Below are 14,836 nucleotides of genomic sequence, written 5' to 3'. Positions count from 1 at the left end.
ATGAAAAAGTTTATGTCAATGTTGGTCACTTGTTTGCTTGTCTTTGCTTTAGTAGCTTGTACAGCAAATAAAGATGCAGGCAGCGAGCCGACAAAAGATGATGGAAAAGGAAAGACGAAGGAAAAAGTAGAAAAAGTGGTAAATTGGAACAATTCACAAGAGCCTACGTCCTTTGACCCGCCAATTGGCTTTGATGCCGTATCTTGGAATGCCTTGAACAATCTGATGGAAGGGTTAACTCGTTTAGATCAAACCCACCAGCCAAAAGCTGCCACAGCTAAAGACTGGGACGTTTCTTCTGATGGTAAAATCTATACCTTCCATATTCGTGAGGATGCAAAATGGTCAAATGGCGACGATTTGACTGCTGGTGACTTTGTATTTGCTTGGAAACGCCTGTTAGATCCAAAAACAGGCTCATCTGCTGCCTTCTTAGGCTATTTCATTGAAGGTGGAGAAGCCTTCAACACTGGAAAAGGCACAGCTGATGGTGTGAAAGTAAAAGCGGTTGATAATAAGACATTTGAAGTAACATTAACAAGCCCGCAGGCTTATTTCTTAAGTGTCATTGCCAATCCTGCGTTTTTCCCAATCAATGAAAAAGTAGCAACAGCTAATCCAAAATGGTTTGCTGAAGCAAGTTCATTCGTGGGTAATGGTCCATTCAATCTAACAGAGTGGAACCACGATAGTGATTTCACGATGACAAAGAATGATAAATATTGGGATGCCAAAAATGTTAAGTTAGATAAAATTCATTGGGCAATGGTAGATGACGAAAATACGGAATATCAAATGTACACAACAGGTGAGCTAGATTCATCAGATGTACCTTCTGAATTAGCTGATAAGCTATTTAAAGAAGGGGACGTAAAGGTAGAAGATCAAGCGGGTGAGTATTTCTATCGCTTTAATCTAACAAAAGAACCTTTCCAAAACGAAAATATCCGTAAGGCATTCGCAATGGCGGTTAACCAGGAGCAAATGGTTGACCTTGTTACAAAAAATAAAGAAAAGCCTGCTTACGGTTTTGTGTCTTACGGTTTTAAGGATGCAGCTGGTAAGGACTTCCGTAAAAACAGCGGTGACCTTCTTAAAACCGATGTAGCCAAGGCAAAAGAATTGTTGAAAAAAGGAATGGAAGAAGAGAAATACACGAAACTTCCGGAAGTAACGCTTACGTATAGCACAAGCGACGAACACAAGAAAATCGCGGAAGCCCTGCAGCAAATGTTTAAAGAAAACCTAGGTGTTGACGTGAAGCTTGCCAATATGGAAAGCAGCGTATTTGCTACTGATCAAAAAGCATTAAAGTTCCAGCTTTCACGAAGCTCATTCCTAGCTGACTATGCGGATCCGATCAACTTCCTAGAAAACTTTATTACCGGTTCTCCAATGAACCGTACAGGCTGGAGCAATGCTGAATTTGACCAATTAATTAAAGATGCAAAAAATGAGAAAGATGAAAAGAAACGTTTTGACATGATGTATAAGGCTGAAAAGGTATTATTTGATGCCGCACCAATCATTCCAATTCATTTCTATAACCAAGTTTATTTACAAAATAAAGATGTTACTGGTGTCGTTCGCCACCCAGTTGGCTATTTAGAATTCAAATGGGCAGATAAAAAATAAGTATTTTTTGATTTCCAAATAAAAGGGATGTTCAAACGAACATCCCTTTTACCCTAGAAACATAGACTGATAGAGATGATGTCGAAAAGGGGTTTTTACATGGACATAGTAAAGCCAAGGCGGCTAATAAAGGGAGATACCGTTGGGGTTATAGCCCCAGCAAGCCCGCCGAATCAAGAAAATTTAGAACGTGGAATCGGATTTTTAAAGGATTTAGGACTTAACGTCAAAGTTGGAAAGCATGTTTCTCGTATTCATGGCTATTTAGCAGGTTCTGATGAAAATAGATTGGAAGATTTCCATGAAATGTTCGCTGATCCTGACGTTAAAGCAATCATTTGTGCCTGCGGCGGTTATGGAACTGGGAGATTGGCCGAGCAAATTGACTATGATCTGATTAAAAATAATCCCAAAATTTTTTGGGGCTATAGTGATATTACTTTTTTACATACGGCCATTCGGCAACAAACGGGGCTCGTCACCTTCCACGGTCCAATGGTGGCTTCGGATATTGGAAAAGAAGACACACACCAATCATCAAAAAAGGGATTTTTGCAATTGTTCGAACCCACTTCCTTAATCTATACAGAACAAATTTCTCCATTGGAAGTATTAGTGGATGGTGAGGCAAGAGGAGTTATCGTTGGAGGAAATTTGTCCCTTCTCGTCAGCACTCTCGGTACATCGTATGAAATCGATACTAAGGATAAGCTGCTGTTCATCGAGGATGTGAATGAAGAACCTCGGTCCGTGGATCGAATGCTTAATCAGCTTGATATGGCTGGTAAGCTCAAGGACGCGAATGGGATTCTTATAGGAGACTTTTGTGATTGTACACCAAAAAGGAATCTTTCCTTATCGCTCGATGAAGTCATTAGTCATTATGTGACACAAGCTAATAAGCCGGCGATAAAGGGATTCATGATGGGGCATTGTAACCCTCATATCGCGATTCCATTTGGCGTTAAAGCATCCATGAATACGTATGAAAAAAAATTAATTGTCGACAGCGGCATCTTGTAAAGGATGGTAAACCAATGATCATTGAACAAATTGAAACATTCCGAGTTGCTGTTCCGTTAATAAAACCGTTTAAAACGGCACTTCGTACTGTAACGACAGCTGAATCCATTTTTGTGAAAATTAGCTGCGATAATGGTATCGTCGGCTGGGGTGAAGCACCTCCTACGGTTGTGATCACGGGTGATAGCCTCTCGAGTATTGAATCGGCTATCCACCATGTAATCAAACCATTTTTACAGAAGAAAAACCTTTTTCAATATGAGGTGATTTTTCAGGGGCTAAAGACTCTTCTGGTTGGAAATTCGAGTCCAAAGGCTGCTGTCGATATGGCCCTTTATGATTGTTTATCCCAGTTTTGCAAACTGCCGCTCTATCAATTCCTCGGCGGTCATAAAAAGGAAATGGAAACTGATTTTACTGTCAGCGTGAATGGACCTGAGGAAATGGGAGATGATGCGGTTTCCTATATCCAAAAAGGATTTAATGTCCTGAAGGTAAAGGTTGGGAAGGATGATATTGCTGCCGATATTGAGCGAATCCAGGAGATTAGAAGAAGAGTAGGATACGATATTAAAATCCGTCTGGATGCAAATCAAGGCTGGACAGCTAAGGATGCCATCCGCGCCATCCGCAAAATGGAAGATAGTGATTTGCAAATTGAGTTAGTTGAGCAGCCTGTAGAAGCAGACGATATTGAAGGGTTGAAGCAGGTAACTGACGCTGTCGAGACACTCATTATGGCTGACGAAAGTGTGTTTACCCCAAAGCAGGCCTTTCAAGTATTAAAAACGAGAAGTGCCGATTTAATTAATATTAAATTAATGAAAGCAGGCGGAATCTATCAAGCCCAAATCATCAACCATCTTGCTGAAACCTGCGGCGTCGAGTGTATGGTTGGCAGTATGATTGAAACTCGTCTTGGAATCACGGCCGCTGCCCACTTTGCCGCAAGTAAACAAAATATTAATCGTTTCGATTTTGATGCTCCACTAATGTTAGCCAAGGAAATCGTAGAAGGCGGAGTCCATTATAATAGCAGGTTTATAACAATGCCGGAGGCTCCTGGCCTAGGGATTAAGAGCATAGATGTTGAAGGAGGGGTCTTAATTGGCTAAATGGGTAGTAAATGTTCCGGTAGCAACCGTATGGACGTCTTTTGATTCACCAAGAGAATTAGACAAAGAGGCGGTATCAAATCCTTTGTCAATCGAATCGTGGTTAAAGGGATTAACCTATGAAACAAGGCTTGAATTATGCAACGAAAACCTTGTGCAAACTCAAGTATTATATGGCGAAGAAGTGATCGTTTTAGAGGAAAAAGGGGAGTGGGTCCATTGTTTAATCCCTAGTCAGTTCACCTCAAAGGATGACCGCGGTTATCCAGGCTGGGTTCCTAAAGCACAGTTAGTGGAGGCTGCTGATGGCTGGAAATTGACGGATGTCCCGGTCGTAATTGTGAAAAGCCGAAAGGCAAAGTTGTTAAAAGAGAATCACCAATCAAGTTTAGAAATCTCCTATTTAACAGCCCTTCCTTTTTTATCTGAACAGGATGGAAAAGTTTTCGTTCAAACTCCTGATGGGACTGGTGTACTAGATTCAGAGCATGTTATTGTGGCAGATGCACCTGCAAAAGGAAATGGTCAGTCGATTGTAGCCGCTGGTAAACAATTTTTAAATTTACCCTATTTATGGGGCGGGATGAGCAGTTATGGTTATGATTGCTCTGGATTCAGCTACTCAATGTGTAAGGCAAATGGATATGTGATTCCTCGCGATGCCCACGACCAAGCGGTTAGCGGCGAAAAAGTTGAAATAGCAGACATCGAACCTGGTGATTTATTATTCTTCGCTTATGAAGAAGGGAAAGGAAGAATCCACCACGTCGGCATTTATTACGGAGATGGTAAATTGCTTCATTCTCCAAATACCGGTAAAACAGTTGAAATTATTCCATTAGAAGGAACGATTTACGAACGTGAACTATGTGCAGCAAGACGCTACTGGGTTGAGACGGAGGCATAATCATGGAGAAGTTATTACAGGTAAACAATCTTAGAAAGCATTTTAACTTAGGGAAAGATCAAGTGTTAAAAGCCGTTGATGGCGTAACCTTTCACATTAATAAAGGCGAGACATTCGGAATTGTGGGGGAGTCTGGATGCGGGAAATCCACTGCAGGCAGAACCATTATCGGCCTTTATGACGTGACCGATGGTGAGGTTGTGTTTAAAGGGAAAAATATCCATAATTTTTCCTCGAAAGAACGTTTTGCCTTTCATCGGCAAATGCAAATGATCTTCCAAGATCCATATGCGTCATTAAATCCAAGATCGACGGTAAGTGAAATCATCTCTGAGCCGATGGAAGTCCACGGCTTGTATCCCAATAAACAAGAACGATTAAATCGAGTCTATCAATTGTTAGAAGATGTCGGTTTAAATCGCGAACATGCCAATCGCTATCCGCACGAATTTAGCGGCGGACAGCGCCAGCGGATTGGGATTGCCAGAGCGCTCTCCCTTGACCCTGATTTTATCATCGCCGATGAGCCGATTTCTGCTTTGGATGTTTCCGTTCAGGCCCAGGTGGTTAATTTGCTGATGAAATTGCAAAAAGAAAAAGGCTTAACCTATCTATTCATTGCTCATGATCTTTCCATGGTCAAGCAAATCAGCGACCGTATTGGTGTCATGTATTTAGGGCAACTGGTTGAATTAACGACCAGTAATGAACTGTATAAGAAACCGCTCCATCCGTACACTCAGGCATTGCTTTCCGCCATCCCGATTCCTGATCCAGATATTGAGGACAAGCGCGAACGGATTATTTTAAAAGGGGAACTTCCAAGCCCGATTAATCCTCCGAGCGGCTGTGTCTTTAGAACCCGCTGTCCAATGGCCATGGAGGTTTGCGGGAAGGAGAAGCCTGTCTGGCAGGAAATCGAAGATAGCCATTATATTGCCTGTCATCTATATGATAAAAATAAAACCGGTGATCATGATTATTCTCAGGTTGCTGTTTCGAGGTAAGCGATGGATCAATTAAAGGCAAATATCGAGGAAGAACTCCGTGGCCTCAGCAGTCGAGTGGGGCTGGCGATTGAAATCGAAGGCGAGAGTCTATATGTTAATTGTGAGGAAGCATTTCAATCTGCAAGTCTGATTAAGGTTCCTGTTTTAATAGAAGCATTTCTGCAGAGTGAGGCAGGGAAACTAAATTTGGATCAATTAGTATCGATTACAAATTATGTTGGCGGGTCCGGAGTTTTACAGGCATTTTCTCGCGATGCGCTTTTGACTTTGAAGGATCTTATGACACTAATGATTACAGTTTCAGATAATACGGCCACCAACATGCTGATAGATAAATTGGGAATGGCAGACATAAATCGATCCATTAAGAAAATGGGACTGAAGCATACGGTTCTTAATCGGAAAATGATGGACTTTGAGGCTATTGAACAAGGTCTTGATAACTATACTAGTCCTTTGGATATGCTGACATCTTTGAAAATTGTCAAGGAAAGGTCTTTTTTAACAGAGGAAAGCCGAGCGGCTGCCTTAAAAATGATGAGTTATCAGCAATTTCAAGATAGACTTCCAGGTATGATGGATCTAGACAGGGTATTTGTAGCCAATAAAACAGGCAGTCTTCCTCACGTTGAACATGATTGTGCGGTAATTACGTATAAAGGGAAAACAGCCTATGCAGCGGTCTTAATGGACCGGCTTGACGATGTATTCTCGGGAAAGCAGAAAATAAGTAAAATTGGTAAGCATATCTATGATTATTTGTTGAAGGAATAATAGAATATTTGAACGAAGAGTGATGGCTCAAACAGCTATCGCTCTTTTTGCTGTTTGAATAAAAGTAGCAATGATTTGACCTATTAGTGAGGAAGAGTATAGTTAATTTTGTCAATAAAGGGAACCATAAATGAAAAATGGCAATTGGATAAAGGGAGAGTCCATTTTTTATGTAACTACATAGGCATTACAACTAAAGCAGGGGTGTGAGAACGTGTCAGAGACAGATATGTCAAAATATGAGAAGAAAATAATCATCCGAAATATACGCATCGAAGACATTGATGCAATTATAGCGTTAGGGAGAGTCTGCTTTCCTAACATGGATCCCTGGAAAAGGGAGCAATTGCTTAGCCACATTCGAATTTTTCCTGAAGGTCAGTTCTGTGTGGAATATGAGGAGAAAATTGTCGGTTCCTGTTCAAGCCTAATTGTCAATTTTGACGAATATGATGACCAGCATACTTGGGACATCATCACGGACAATGGGTATATCACGAATCATGATCCTAATGGACTCAATTTATACGGGATTGAAGTGATGGTCGATCCAGAATATAGGCGGATGAAATTAGGGCATCGTCTTTACGATGCTCGAAAAGACCTTGCTGTTCGTTTAAATCTTGAAAGCATCATCATTGGCGGGCGGATTCCCAATTATCACAAACATAAGGATGATATGACCGCACGGGAATATGTGGCGGAAGTGGAGAAGCATAACATTTATGACCCTGTGTTATCCTTCCAGCTCCTTCAAGGTTTTACCATTAAACGGATCAATATAAGCTACCTCCCAGATGACAAGGCTTCTGACTCTATGGCCACTTTGATGGAATGGAACAACGTAGATTACCGTCCAAAGTCCAAGCGTATTTATCGTACATCATTCCCTGTTAGAATTTGCGTGGTGCAGTATATGATGAAGAAAATTGAATCATTTGAGGATTTTAGTACCCAGGTTGAATATTATGTAGACGTTGCAGCTGATTTCGAATCTGACTTTGCAGTATTTCCGGAGATTTTCACAACCCAATTAATGTCCTTTCTGGAAGAAAAACGCCCAGACCGGGCAGTAAGACGGCTTGCAACCTATACGGATCAATACATTGAACTGTTTATGCAGCTCGCTGTAAGATATAACATCAATATTGTCGGCGGAACTCATTTTGTTGAAGAAAATGGTGATATATACAATGTCAGCTTTCTATTCCGCAGAGACGGGACGATTGAAAGACAAGCTAAAATTCATGTGACCCCTAATGAGAAAAAGTGGTGGGGAATCGCTGAAGGAAATGAGATCCACGTCTTTGACACCGATTGCGGAAAAATAGCTATTCAGGTTTCTTACGATATCGAGTTTCCTGAACTGGCAAGAATTGCCGTTCAAAAGGGAGCGAATATAATTTTTGTCCCATTTAGTGCAGAAGATCGCCAAGGATATCTTCGGGTACGCTACTGTGCCCAGGCACGAGCCATTGAGAACCAGATATATACCTGTATTGCCGGAACAGTAGGTAACTTAACACATGTTGAGAATATGGATATTCAATACGCCCAGTCGGGGATTTTCTCCCCTTCAGATATTGAATTTGCACGGGATGGCATTGTGGGAGAATGCGATGCGAATATTGATACGGTGGTGGTCGGAGACGTTGACCTTGAGCAGCTGAGACGTTCAAGGAAGTCTGGCTCCATGAGTCAATTACGCGACCGGCGGCATGATTTGTATCGAATCGAGAGGACAAATCTTAAGACGGATTAAGTTAAAGAGCGCAATTTTCCAAATTAAAAATAAGGGTGTCAGGCACAGAATTTAGGCAAAGCCTGACACCCTTATTTTTCGAAAATTGGAAAGGAAACATTTAGGATTATGCGCACAGGAACATTTTTTCGGACTTATGCTATAATTAATGCATAAGGTTAGCAGACGATTTTTATCAGTGTCTATATTCAATTCGGGGGGAATCTGGAATGTATAAAGAGAATATAATGCCTACTGAAATATCGATAAAGGATAAAAAGATTATGGTAAAAGGAAATGTTAATCGAGCAGCCCTATTTGCAAGAACCAAAGTAATTGATGTGATGACAGAAGATAACGAAAGATTTTATCTTATTTATTATAAAAATTCCTTTATTTACGGCGATAAACTGGATAAGGTCGAAGAAGACTCATTTATTAATAAAGCATTTTGTGAAGGTATTGTTATTGAATCTCCTCATCCGATAATAACGAAATTAATCCCCAATCAATCCGTGTCTATACCAAATAAAAATAAACTCTTCTCTCAACTTCAGCTCCATAATTCTCTACAGGAAATGGCCTATATTGCGACCACACTTGATTCATTTTTTGAAAAAGAGCAGCTTGTAAAAATAATTGACAATGTCTATTTTCACTATAGAAGAAGCGGTAGTTTCATTAAGTCCTTTCAGGTCCTTCAAATTTTAAATGATTTTTCACCTACATTAAAATCGGTAAATGAACGTATGAATTCAAAAGAATTCATTTCTTACACTGATTTCTACAAATCCTCTAGTTTACCTTCAATCCTAAAAAAGGATCCTCTTTATGTCGAATTGCATTGCTTTCAAAATAGATCAAATCCAGATAAGCGAATATTTTTAGAAGATATTCTAAGAAAACAAGATTGTTTCGTAGAGTTATTATTGCTCTGGTTGGAAAAAGTGGAAAAATTTCAAAAGGCTGAATCGATTGAGAAGTATACAGGGATTGCTTTACAGTTAGTCACAATCGAAGAATGGATCATCATGTTAGGAAATGCGAAAATCAATCCGTATCGAGAGTTACCTGAGGCAAAGCCAATGATTGAAAAAATGATTCAAAAAGAAGATTATGAAACAGCGGCCGAATATGTAATTAAATTTATACATGATCTGCCTGCTTCCTACGATTCGATTTTGAATCAGCTGTGGGGGAATTTGAACGCTGGATTTGTCGTATCCCATCTTGACGATTTCATCTTTATGTTTCAAAAGCTAGTCCACAAAGATAATGCTAAACAATTTGAACAAAACCTGTTTCAACTTGCCGTTATCCTGCTTGAAGAACATGATCTCAAAACCGTTCACGAAAAACTGCTGCCGATTCACACATTACTCCCCGATTCAGTGGTAATCGCAAAAGTAAATAAAATGGTAGAAATGTTAGAGGATCCTGATCGGATGATGGAATTAGGTGAATATTATGCGGAGTTTAAACAATACGATAAAGCCATAGATTGCTTCTTCTGGGAAATGGAACTTCAACCACAGGATCCAACTCCTGTACAGAAGATCAGTAAAATGTATCAACACAAAGGATTGGTGGAAGAAGCAGCCACCTATCAAAAAGTTTATGCCCAATTAAAAGGTACCCGGTCAATTTGAAAAAAAAAGACTTGGGGATTTTGATACAGCCCCAAGTCTTTAAAGATAATCCATTATTTTCGTATTCAAGAGGTTATTTAGAAAAGACGGTTATATTTCGGATGTGTCGCCTTTATTATTGCTAGCGCTTTTCACATCGTCTGATTTTTTAATACCTTTACTTACATAAGGTTTGGCACTCTTTGCTCTTTTTGCACTAGCTTGCCAACGATTCCAGCCTTTCTTTCCTGTTCCTCTACCTGTTCCGCTTTTAGCTTTGGCTTTACTCATTTGATCACTCCATTATTATTAGACAATCAGATACCTTCGTTGGTTAGTTTAACACAAAAATTAAATTAATATATTTTGCTTATGGGATATAAAAGCCCAACTAATTTGTCCAACCACTCTAATTTAGTTAATATAGAGAGGATATATGTAAGATCATGCCAACGACTAATTAGTGGGAGAGAGCATTATATGAATAAAAGAGTAGTGATTACGGGTATTGGAGCAGTCACTCCTTTGGGGAATGATGCTTTGACAACATGGGATAAAATTAAAAGTGGTGTTTCGGGTATCGGTCCTGCGACTATTTTTGATGTGGAAAAGGTAGATATCAAAATCGCAGCCGAAGTCAAGGGCTTTGCACCCGAAGAGTTTATGGATAAAAAAGAAGCGAGAAGAATGGGGCGTTATAGCCAGTTCGCTGTAGCAGCAAGTCTAATGGCTGTAAAAGATGCAGGGATTCAAATTGGTGTGGATATTCATCCAGAACGGGTCGGTGTTTGGATTGGATCAGGAATTGGCGGTTTAGCGGAGTTCGAGGAACAGCATCAGAAATTTATTGAAAAAGGTCAAAGAAGGGTCAATCCGTTTACGATTCCGATGCTTATCCCGGACATGGCAGCAGGACAAGTTTCTATTGCACTTGGAGCTAAAGGAATTAACAATTGTTCGGTTACGGCCTGTGCGTCAGGCGCCAATTCCATCGGTGATGCATTCCGCGTTATTCAAAAGGGGGATGTGGATATGATGATTGCTGGCGGAACAGAAGCAACGATTACAGCGATGACTGTGGCTGGATTTTCTAATATGACCGCCCTTTCGAAAAATCCAGATCCGAACACAGCAAGTCGGCCTTTTGATAAGGACCGTGATGGATTTGTTATAGGGGAAGGTGCAGGGATTGTTGTACTAGAAGAATTAGAACACGCTATCGCCCGTGGTGCAACCATATATGGAGAATTGATTGGATATGGAGCAACAAGTGATGCCCATCATATTACGACACCTGCGCCAGACGGAGAAGGTGCAGGGCGGGCAATGAAATTAGCATTAGCGGACGCCGAAATTTCCCCTGACCAAGTTGACTATATTAATGCTCATGGGACATCCACCTATTATAATGATTTGTACGAAACATTAGCCATTAAAGAAGTTTTCCAGGAACATGCCTACAATCTTTCTGTCAGTTCCACGAAATCAATGACAGGCCACTTGTTGGGAGCAACAGGTGCGATTGAGGCTATTTTTTCTCTTTTAGCTATCAAGGAAGGAACCATCCCACCGACCATCAATTATCAAACGCCTGACGATCAACTTGACTTAGATTATGTCCCCAATGTGGCAAAGAAAAAGAATGTTCAAGTGGTCCTATCGAACTCATTAGGATTTGGCGGACATAATGCTACATTGATTTTTAAAAAGTTTATTGAATAACATTCAATGGTCCATTAGATATACATTAACCTAAATAAAGTGTTAACATGTCCAGTTACAAGTGGGTAGAAAGACAGACTGCTTTTGTTGCAGTCTGTCTTTCTATTTTTTTTTGCAGGAGTCGACATGGTTACCAGATTATTCTACATAAAATTACAATTATATTACATTATCGACTGATTTATTGTTTTTAGTCCAATAGGAATATAAACTAGTAATATATTAGGAATTAATGGTATCAGAGGAGATTTTATATAATGATAAAGAAAATAATAAAGTATACGATATCGGCTGCCGTTCTCGCCACTATGATTCAAGCGACACCTACTTTTGCTAGTCCAGTAGATTCACAAGTAACGCAAGGGAAGATCGATGCTACACAAGGACAAATCGATAACTTTGAATCCAAGATGCAACAATTAGACGACCGAATCTCTATATCAATGGAGAAAAGCCAAAAACTTAACGATCAAATTAAAACACAACAAGGAAAAATTGAAAACACAGAGGCTGAAATTGGACAAGCTAAAAAGTCTTTAGATGCTCACAAAAAGGTCTATTCTGAACGACTAAAAAGCATTCAGTTAGAGGGAAAACAGTCTATCGCAACCTACGCTGAATTTTTGCTTTCTTCAAATGACATATCACAGTTTTTAACTCGCTTTACTGCTATTTCAAGTATCATGGAAAGTGATACAGACTTATTGAATGGTTTAAATGAAAAAGAGAACGCGTTAAAAGCTGCTGAGGAAAAATTGAATAATGAGTACAACCAATTAAAAAGCGACCAAGCTGAATTAGCATCTGAGCAAAAAAATATTGCAGCAGACAAACAAGAAATTGCTAAAGAATTAGCAGATGCAAAAAGTACATTACAAAACCAACAGAATCAACTAGCTGAACAAAAAGCTCAGGAAGAAGCAGCACGGCAGGCTCTTTTAGCCCAACAGCGTGCTCAACAGGCACAAAAAGCCCAACAAGCTCAACAAAAGGCTAAACCGCAAACTTCAGTTAACCAAACTACAGTAAACAAACCTTCAAAATCAAAACCGTCTGCAGTTGAGGCTCCGCCGGCTAGCACTGGTTCAGCAAGTGCAGTGATTGCGTACGCTAAACAATTTTTGGGTACACCTTACGTTTGGGGCGGGTCCACGCCAAGCGGATTTGATTGTTCGGGATTCACTTCCTATGTATTTAGAAATGCTGCTGGCATCAATCTCCCAAGGGTATCACGTGACCAGCAAAATGTAGGAACCAGAATTTCTCCGAGTCAAGTACAGCCTGGAGATTTAGTATTCAGAGGTAACCCTGCCTATCATGTAGGTATTTATATTGGTGGTGGGCAATATATTCATGCACCGCAAACTGGTGACGTTGTTAAAATTGCTGCTTATAATCCATCTAAGTTTTCTAGTGCTGCTAGAATATTGCGTTAGTGTCATATGGCAATTATTTGAGGTGTGAATTTTAATAGATTAATTGATTATTGATGGTAGAAAGCTTACTTTTTGAGTTCCTTTCTACCATCTTTTTTTATCAAAAAGCAGCGGAAACCCCCTAGCTTTAGAGATAAGATGTTAAAGGATGCGAAGATTGTAGGAGAATAAAATATTGATATCAATTTTTATAGCTATAGTCCCCTTTGACTAAGGCTTTTTTTCATGCGGGTCATGTTCCATGTGTTAATATGATACATATAGTTAGATAATTTTTGGAGGCATCAGATGGGCTATATCGAAGATTTGCGAAAACTAATCGGAACGAAGGCGCTTATTCTAGTAGGCGCTGTCGTGGCTGCAATAGATGATGAGGGTAAAATTCTTTTACAAAAAAGACCGGAGGGAATCTGGGCGCTTCCAGGCGGATTGTTAGAACTAGGAGAATCTGCAGAAGATGCAGCAAGAAGAGAAGTATTTGAAGAAACTGGGGTTGAAGTAGGTAAACTTCAGTTAACAGAAGTTTATTCAGGGGAGCAGTATTATAGGAAATTGCCAAATGGCGATGAATTTTATCCTGTTACCATTGCCTATATTTCAAAAGACATTAAAAACAGTAATATCAAAATAGATGGTCAAGAAACGATTGATGCTGGATTTTTTCCAATTGAGGAGTTACCGAATCATACAAGCCCATTAGTCTTGAGGATGATAAAAAGCCTCGGAAAAGAATAAGAATCTAGGGCCGCAGTTAGGCAATAATCCTCTGACTGCGGCTTTTTCTTCTGAAACTAAAAAGCTCTTAACCATGTTAATTAACTGTCCCTATCTATAAACCCACTTCAAATTCCTTAACGTATACGGCGCTTCCAGTGATTTCTATCGCATATTGACCTTTATTTTTCGTAACATGCACCATAACCCGGCCATCCTTATTCATTTCCTGTCCCTGTTCTACTTTAAGATGTAGAGTCTTTTCAAAATGGCTGTTTATGTATTTCGCATAATAGGCGCCCATTACACCTGATGCGGTCCCGGTAACTGGGTCCTCGATTGTTCCGGAATAAGGGGACGAAAAGTGCCGGGCGTGCATATGGGCAGTAGCATCATAAGTTTCTAAGCAAAAAGGATGAAGAGATACCTTTGGTAACTCCGTTAAAACGGCAGGGAATAATTCGTTGTTAGGTTCCATTTTATTAAAAGTTTCGAGGCTTTTGATTGGTATCAATAAAGTCCAAATACCTGTACTGCCATAAAGGATTGGCAAAGCATCATCAATATCCCCTTTTACCAGCCCAATGGCGTCAGCCAACGCTTCCACTGATCCTTTAAATTCTGCAAACTGAGGTGAAGCCTGTTGCATGGTGATTTGAATGTCATCACCTGAAAGGGCGTTAATCTTTATGGGCAGGTTTCCAGCAAGTGTTTCAATGGTTAATGAATTTTTTTGCATTAATAATCCGTTCTTTATTAGGGCATAGATGGAAGCGATTGTACCGTGACCACATAGATTCATTTCATGACCTGGTGTAAAATAACGTATTCTAAGATCAGGAGCATCCGAATTCAGTAGAAAAGCTGTTTCATTAAAGCCTGCTTTAAAGGCTATTTCTTGCATTTCCTGATCTGTCAGGTCGGCTCCGTTTAAAACTACTCCTGCAGGATTGCCTTTATTGGGTTCTGTACTAAATGCATCGTAATGATAAACTGTAATTGATTTCATTCGCCATATCCCCTATTTTCATCATTTTATAATCTAATCGAAAAAGATTACTAAGTCATCGCTACCCAAAACTCTATCCGACTATTATTTCTTTTGTCAACATAACCAACAATATTAATTTC

General features: G+C 39.8%; 13 protein-coding genes. 11 read left to right on the top strand and 2 right to left on the bottom strand.

From position 1 onward, the window contains the following. From ABES02_RS07990 to ABES02_RS07955, 8 genes are all read left to right on the top strand, one after another. Complete coding sequence (locus ABES02_RS07990; RefSeq protein ID WP_430132855.1) at positions 1–1,635, top strand: peptide ABC transporter substrate-binding protein; 1,635 nt, start codon at positions 1–3, stop codon at positions 1,633–1,635. A gap of 99 nt (positions 1,636–1,734) precedes the next feature. Then, positions 1,735–2,658: a S66 peptidase family protein gene (locus ABES02_RS07985; RefSeq protein ID WP_430132854.1), complete on the top strand. Its 924-nt coding sequence runs from the start codon at positions 1,735–1,737 to the stop codon at positions 2,656–2,658. 14 nt (positions 2,659–2,672) lie between these two features. Further along, positions 2,673–3,773 carry a dipeptide epimerase gene (locus tag ABES02_RS07980; RefSeq protein ID WP_430132852.1) on the top strand — a complete coding sequence of 367 codons (1,101 nt, stop codon included), beginning with the start codon at positions 2,673–2,675 and terminating at the stop codon, positions 3,771–3,773. Beyond that, a complete protein-coding gene (locus tag ABES02_RS07975) occupies positions 3,766–4,680 on the top strand; it encodes an NlpC/P60 family protein (RefSeq protein WP_430132850.1) in 915 nt (304 codons plus the stop codon). The genes ABES02_RS07980 and ABES02_RS07975 overlap by 8 nt, the downstream gene beginning before the upstream one ends. Before the next feature lie 2 nt (positions 4,681–4,682). Next, positions 4,683–5,687: an ABC transporter ATP-binding protein gene (locus ABES02_RS07970; protein WP_430132848.1), complete on the top strand. Its 1,005-nt coding sequence runs from the start codon at positions 4,683–4,685 to the stop codon at positions 5,685–5,687. Positions 5,688–5,690: 3 nt separating this feature from the next. Then, entirely contained in the window at positions 5,691–6,464 is a 774-nt protein-coding gene (locus ABES02_RS07965; protein ID WP_430132846.1) for a serine hydrolase, read from the top strand. 214 nt (positions 6,465–6,678) lie between these two features. Next, complete coding sequence (locus tag ABES02_RS07960) at positions 6,679–8,226, top strand: GNAT family N-acetyltransferase (protein WP_430132844.1); 1,548 nt, start codon at positions 6,679–6,681, stop codon at positions 8,224–8,226. A gap of 209 nt (positions 8,227–8,435) precedes the next feature. Continuing rightward, a complete protein-coding gene (locus tag ABES02_RS07955; protein ID WP_430132843.1) occupies positions 8,436–9,854 on the top strand; it encodes a hypothetical protein in 1,419 nt (472 codons plus the stop codon). Positions 9,855–9,944: 90 nt separating this feature from the next. On the opposite strand, the gene ABES02_RS07950 is transcribed toward ABES02_RS07955, so the two are convergent. Continuing rightward, positions 9,945–10,124 (bottom strand): DUF3934 domain-containing protein, encoded by a 180-nt coding sequence (locus ABES02_RS07950; protein WP_430132841.1) that lies wholly within the window; start codon positions 10,122–10,124, stop codon positions 9,945–9,947. 189 nt (positions 10,125–10,313) lie between these two features. Here ABES02_RS07950 and fabF point away from each other — a divergent pair, with 189 nt between their 5' ends. The 3 genes from fabF to ABES02_RS07935 all read left to right on the top strand — a co-directional run bounded on the left by fabF (position 10,314) and on the right by ABES02_RS07935 (position 13,726). Then, on the top strand, positions 10,314–11,555 hold the full coding sequence (fabF, locus tag ABES02_RS07945; protein ID WP_430132840.1) for a beta-ketoacyl-ACP synthase II: 1,242 nt from the start codon (positions 10,314–10,316) through the stop codon (positions 11,553–11,555). 257 nt (positions 11,556–11,812) lie between these two features. After that, positions 11,813–12,991 carry an NlpC/P60 family protein gene (locus tag ABES02_RS07940; RefSeq protein ID WP_430132838.1) on the top strand — a complete coding sequence of 393 codons (1,179 nt, stop codon included), beginning with the start codon at positions 11,813–11,815 and terminating at the stop codon, positions 12,989–12,991. 288 nt (positions 12,992–13,279) lie between these two features. Continuing rightward, a complete protein-coding gene (locus ABES02_RS07935) occupies positions 13,280–13,726 on the top strand; it encodes an NUDIX hydrolase (RefSeq protein ID WP_430132836.1) in 447 nt (148 codons plus the stop codon). 94 nt (positions 13,727–13,820) lie between these two features. On the opposite strand, the gene ABES02_RS07930 is transcribed toward ABES02_RS07935, so the two are convergent. Next, positions 13,821–14,714 (bottom strand): PhzF family phenazine biosynthesis isomerase, encoded by an 894-nt coding sequence (locus ABES02_RS07930; RefSeq protein ID WP_430132834.1) that lies wholly within the window; start codon positions 14,712–14,714, stop codon positions 13,821–13,823. Positions 14,715–14,836: the final 122 nt, after the last annotated feature.

The organism is Neobacillus pocheonensis, assembly GCF_050477905.1.
GTDB lineage: Bacteria > Bacillota > Bacilli > Bacillales > Cytobacillaceae > Neobacillus > Neobacillus pocheonensis_A.
Note: the sequence above shows the minus strand (reverse complement) of the source record. Positions and strands in the feature narration are given on the sequence as shown.

What these genes read in the sequence shown, in the direction of transcription:
- ABES02_RS07935 (WP_430132836.1), top strand. Translation starts at nt 13,280, where the DNA reads ATGGGCTATATCGAAGATTTGCGAAAACTAATCGGAACGAAGGCGCTT.
- ABES02_RS07970 (WP_430132848.1), top strand. Translation starts at nt 4,683, where the DNA reads ATGGAGAAGTTATTACAGGTAAACAATCTTAGAAAGCATTTTAACTTA.
- ABES02_RS07990 (WP_430132855.1), top strand. Translation starts at nt 1, where the DNA reads ATGAAAAAGTTTATGTCAATGTTGGTCACTTGTTTGCTTGTCTTTGCT.
- ABES02_RS07955 (WP_430132843.1), top strand. Translation starts at nt 8,436, where the DNA reads ATGTATAAAGAGAATATAATGCCTACTGAAATATCGATAAAGGATAAA.
- ABES02_RS07965 (WP_430132846.1), top strand. Translation starts at nt 5,691, where the DNA reads ATGGATCAATTAAAGGCAAATATCGAGGAAGAACTCCGTGGCCTCAGC.
- ABES02_RS07985 (WP_430132854.1), top strand. Translation starts at nt 1,735, where the DNA reads ATGGACATAGTAAAGCCAAGGCGGCTAATAAAGGGAGATACCGTTGGG.
- ABES02_RS07930 (WP_430132834.1), bottom strand. Translation starts at nt 14,714, where the DNA reads ATGAAATCAATTACAGTTTATCATTACGATGCATTTAGTACAGAACCC.
- fabF (WP_430132840.1), top strand. Translation starts at nt 10,314, where the DNA reads ATGAATAAAAGAGTAGTGATTACGGGTATTGGAGCAGTCACTCCTTTG.
- ABES02_RS07980 (WP_430132852.1), top strand. Translation starts at nt 2,673, where the DNA reads ATGATCATTGAACAAATTGAAACATTCCGAGTTGCTGTTCCGTTAATA.
- ABES02_RS07950 (WP_430132841.1), bottom strand. Translation starts at nt 10,124, where the DNA reads ATGAGTAAAGCCAAAGCTAAAAGCGGAACAGGTAGAGGAACAGGAAAG.
- ABES02_RS07940 (WP_430132838.1), top strand. Translation starts at nt 11,813, where the DNA reads ATGATAAAGAAAATAATAAAGTATACGATATCGGCTGCCGTTCTCGCC.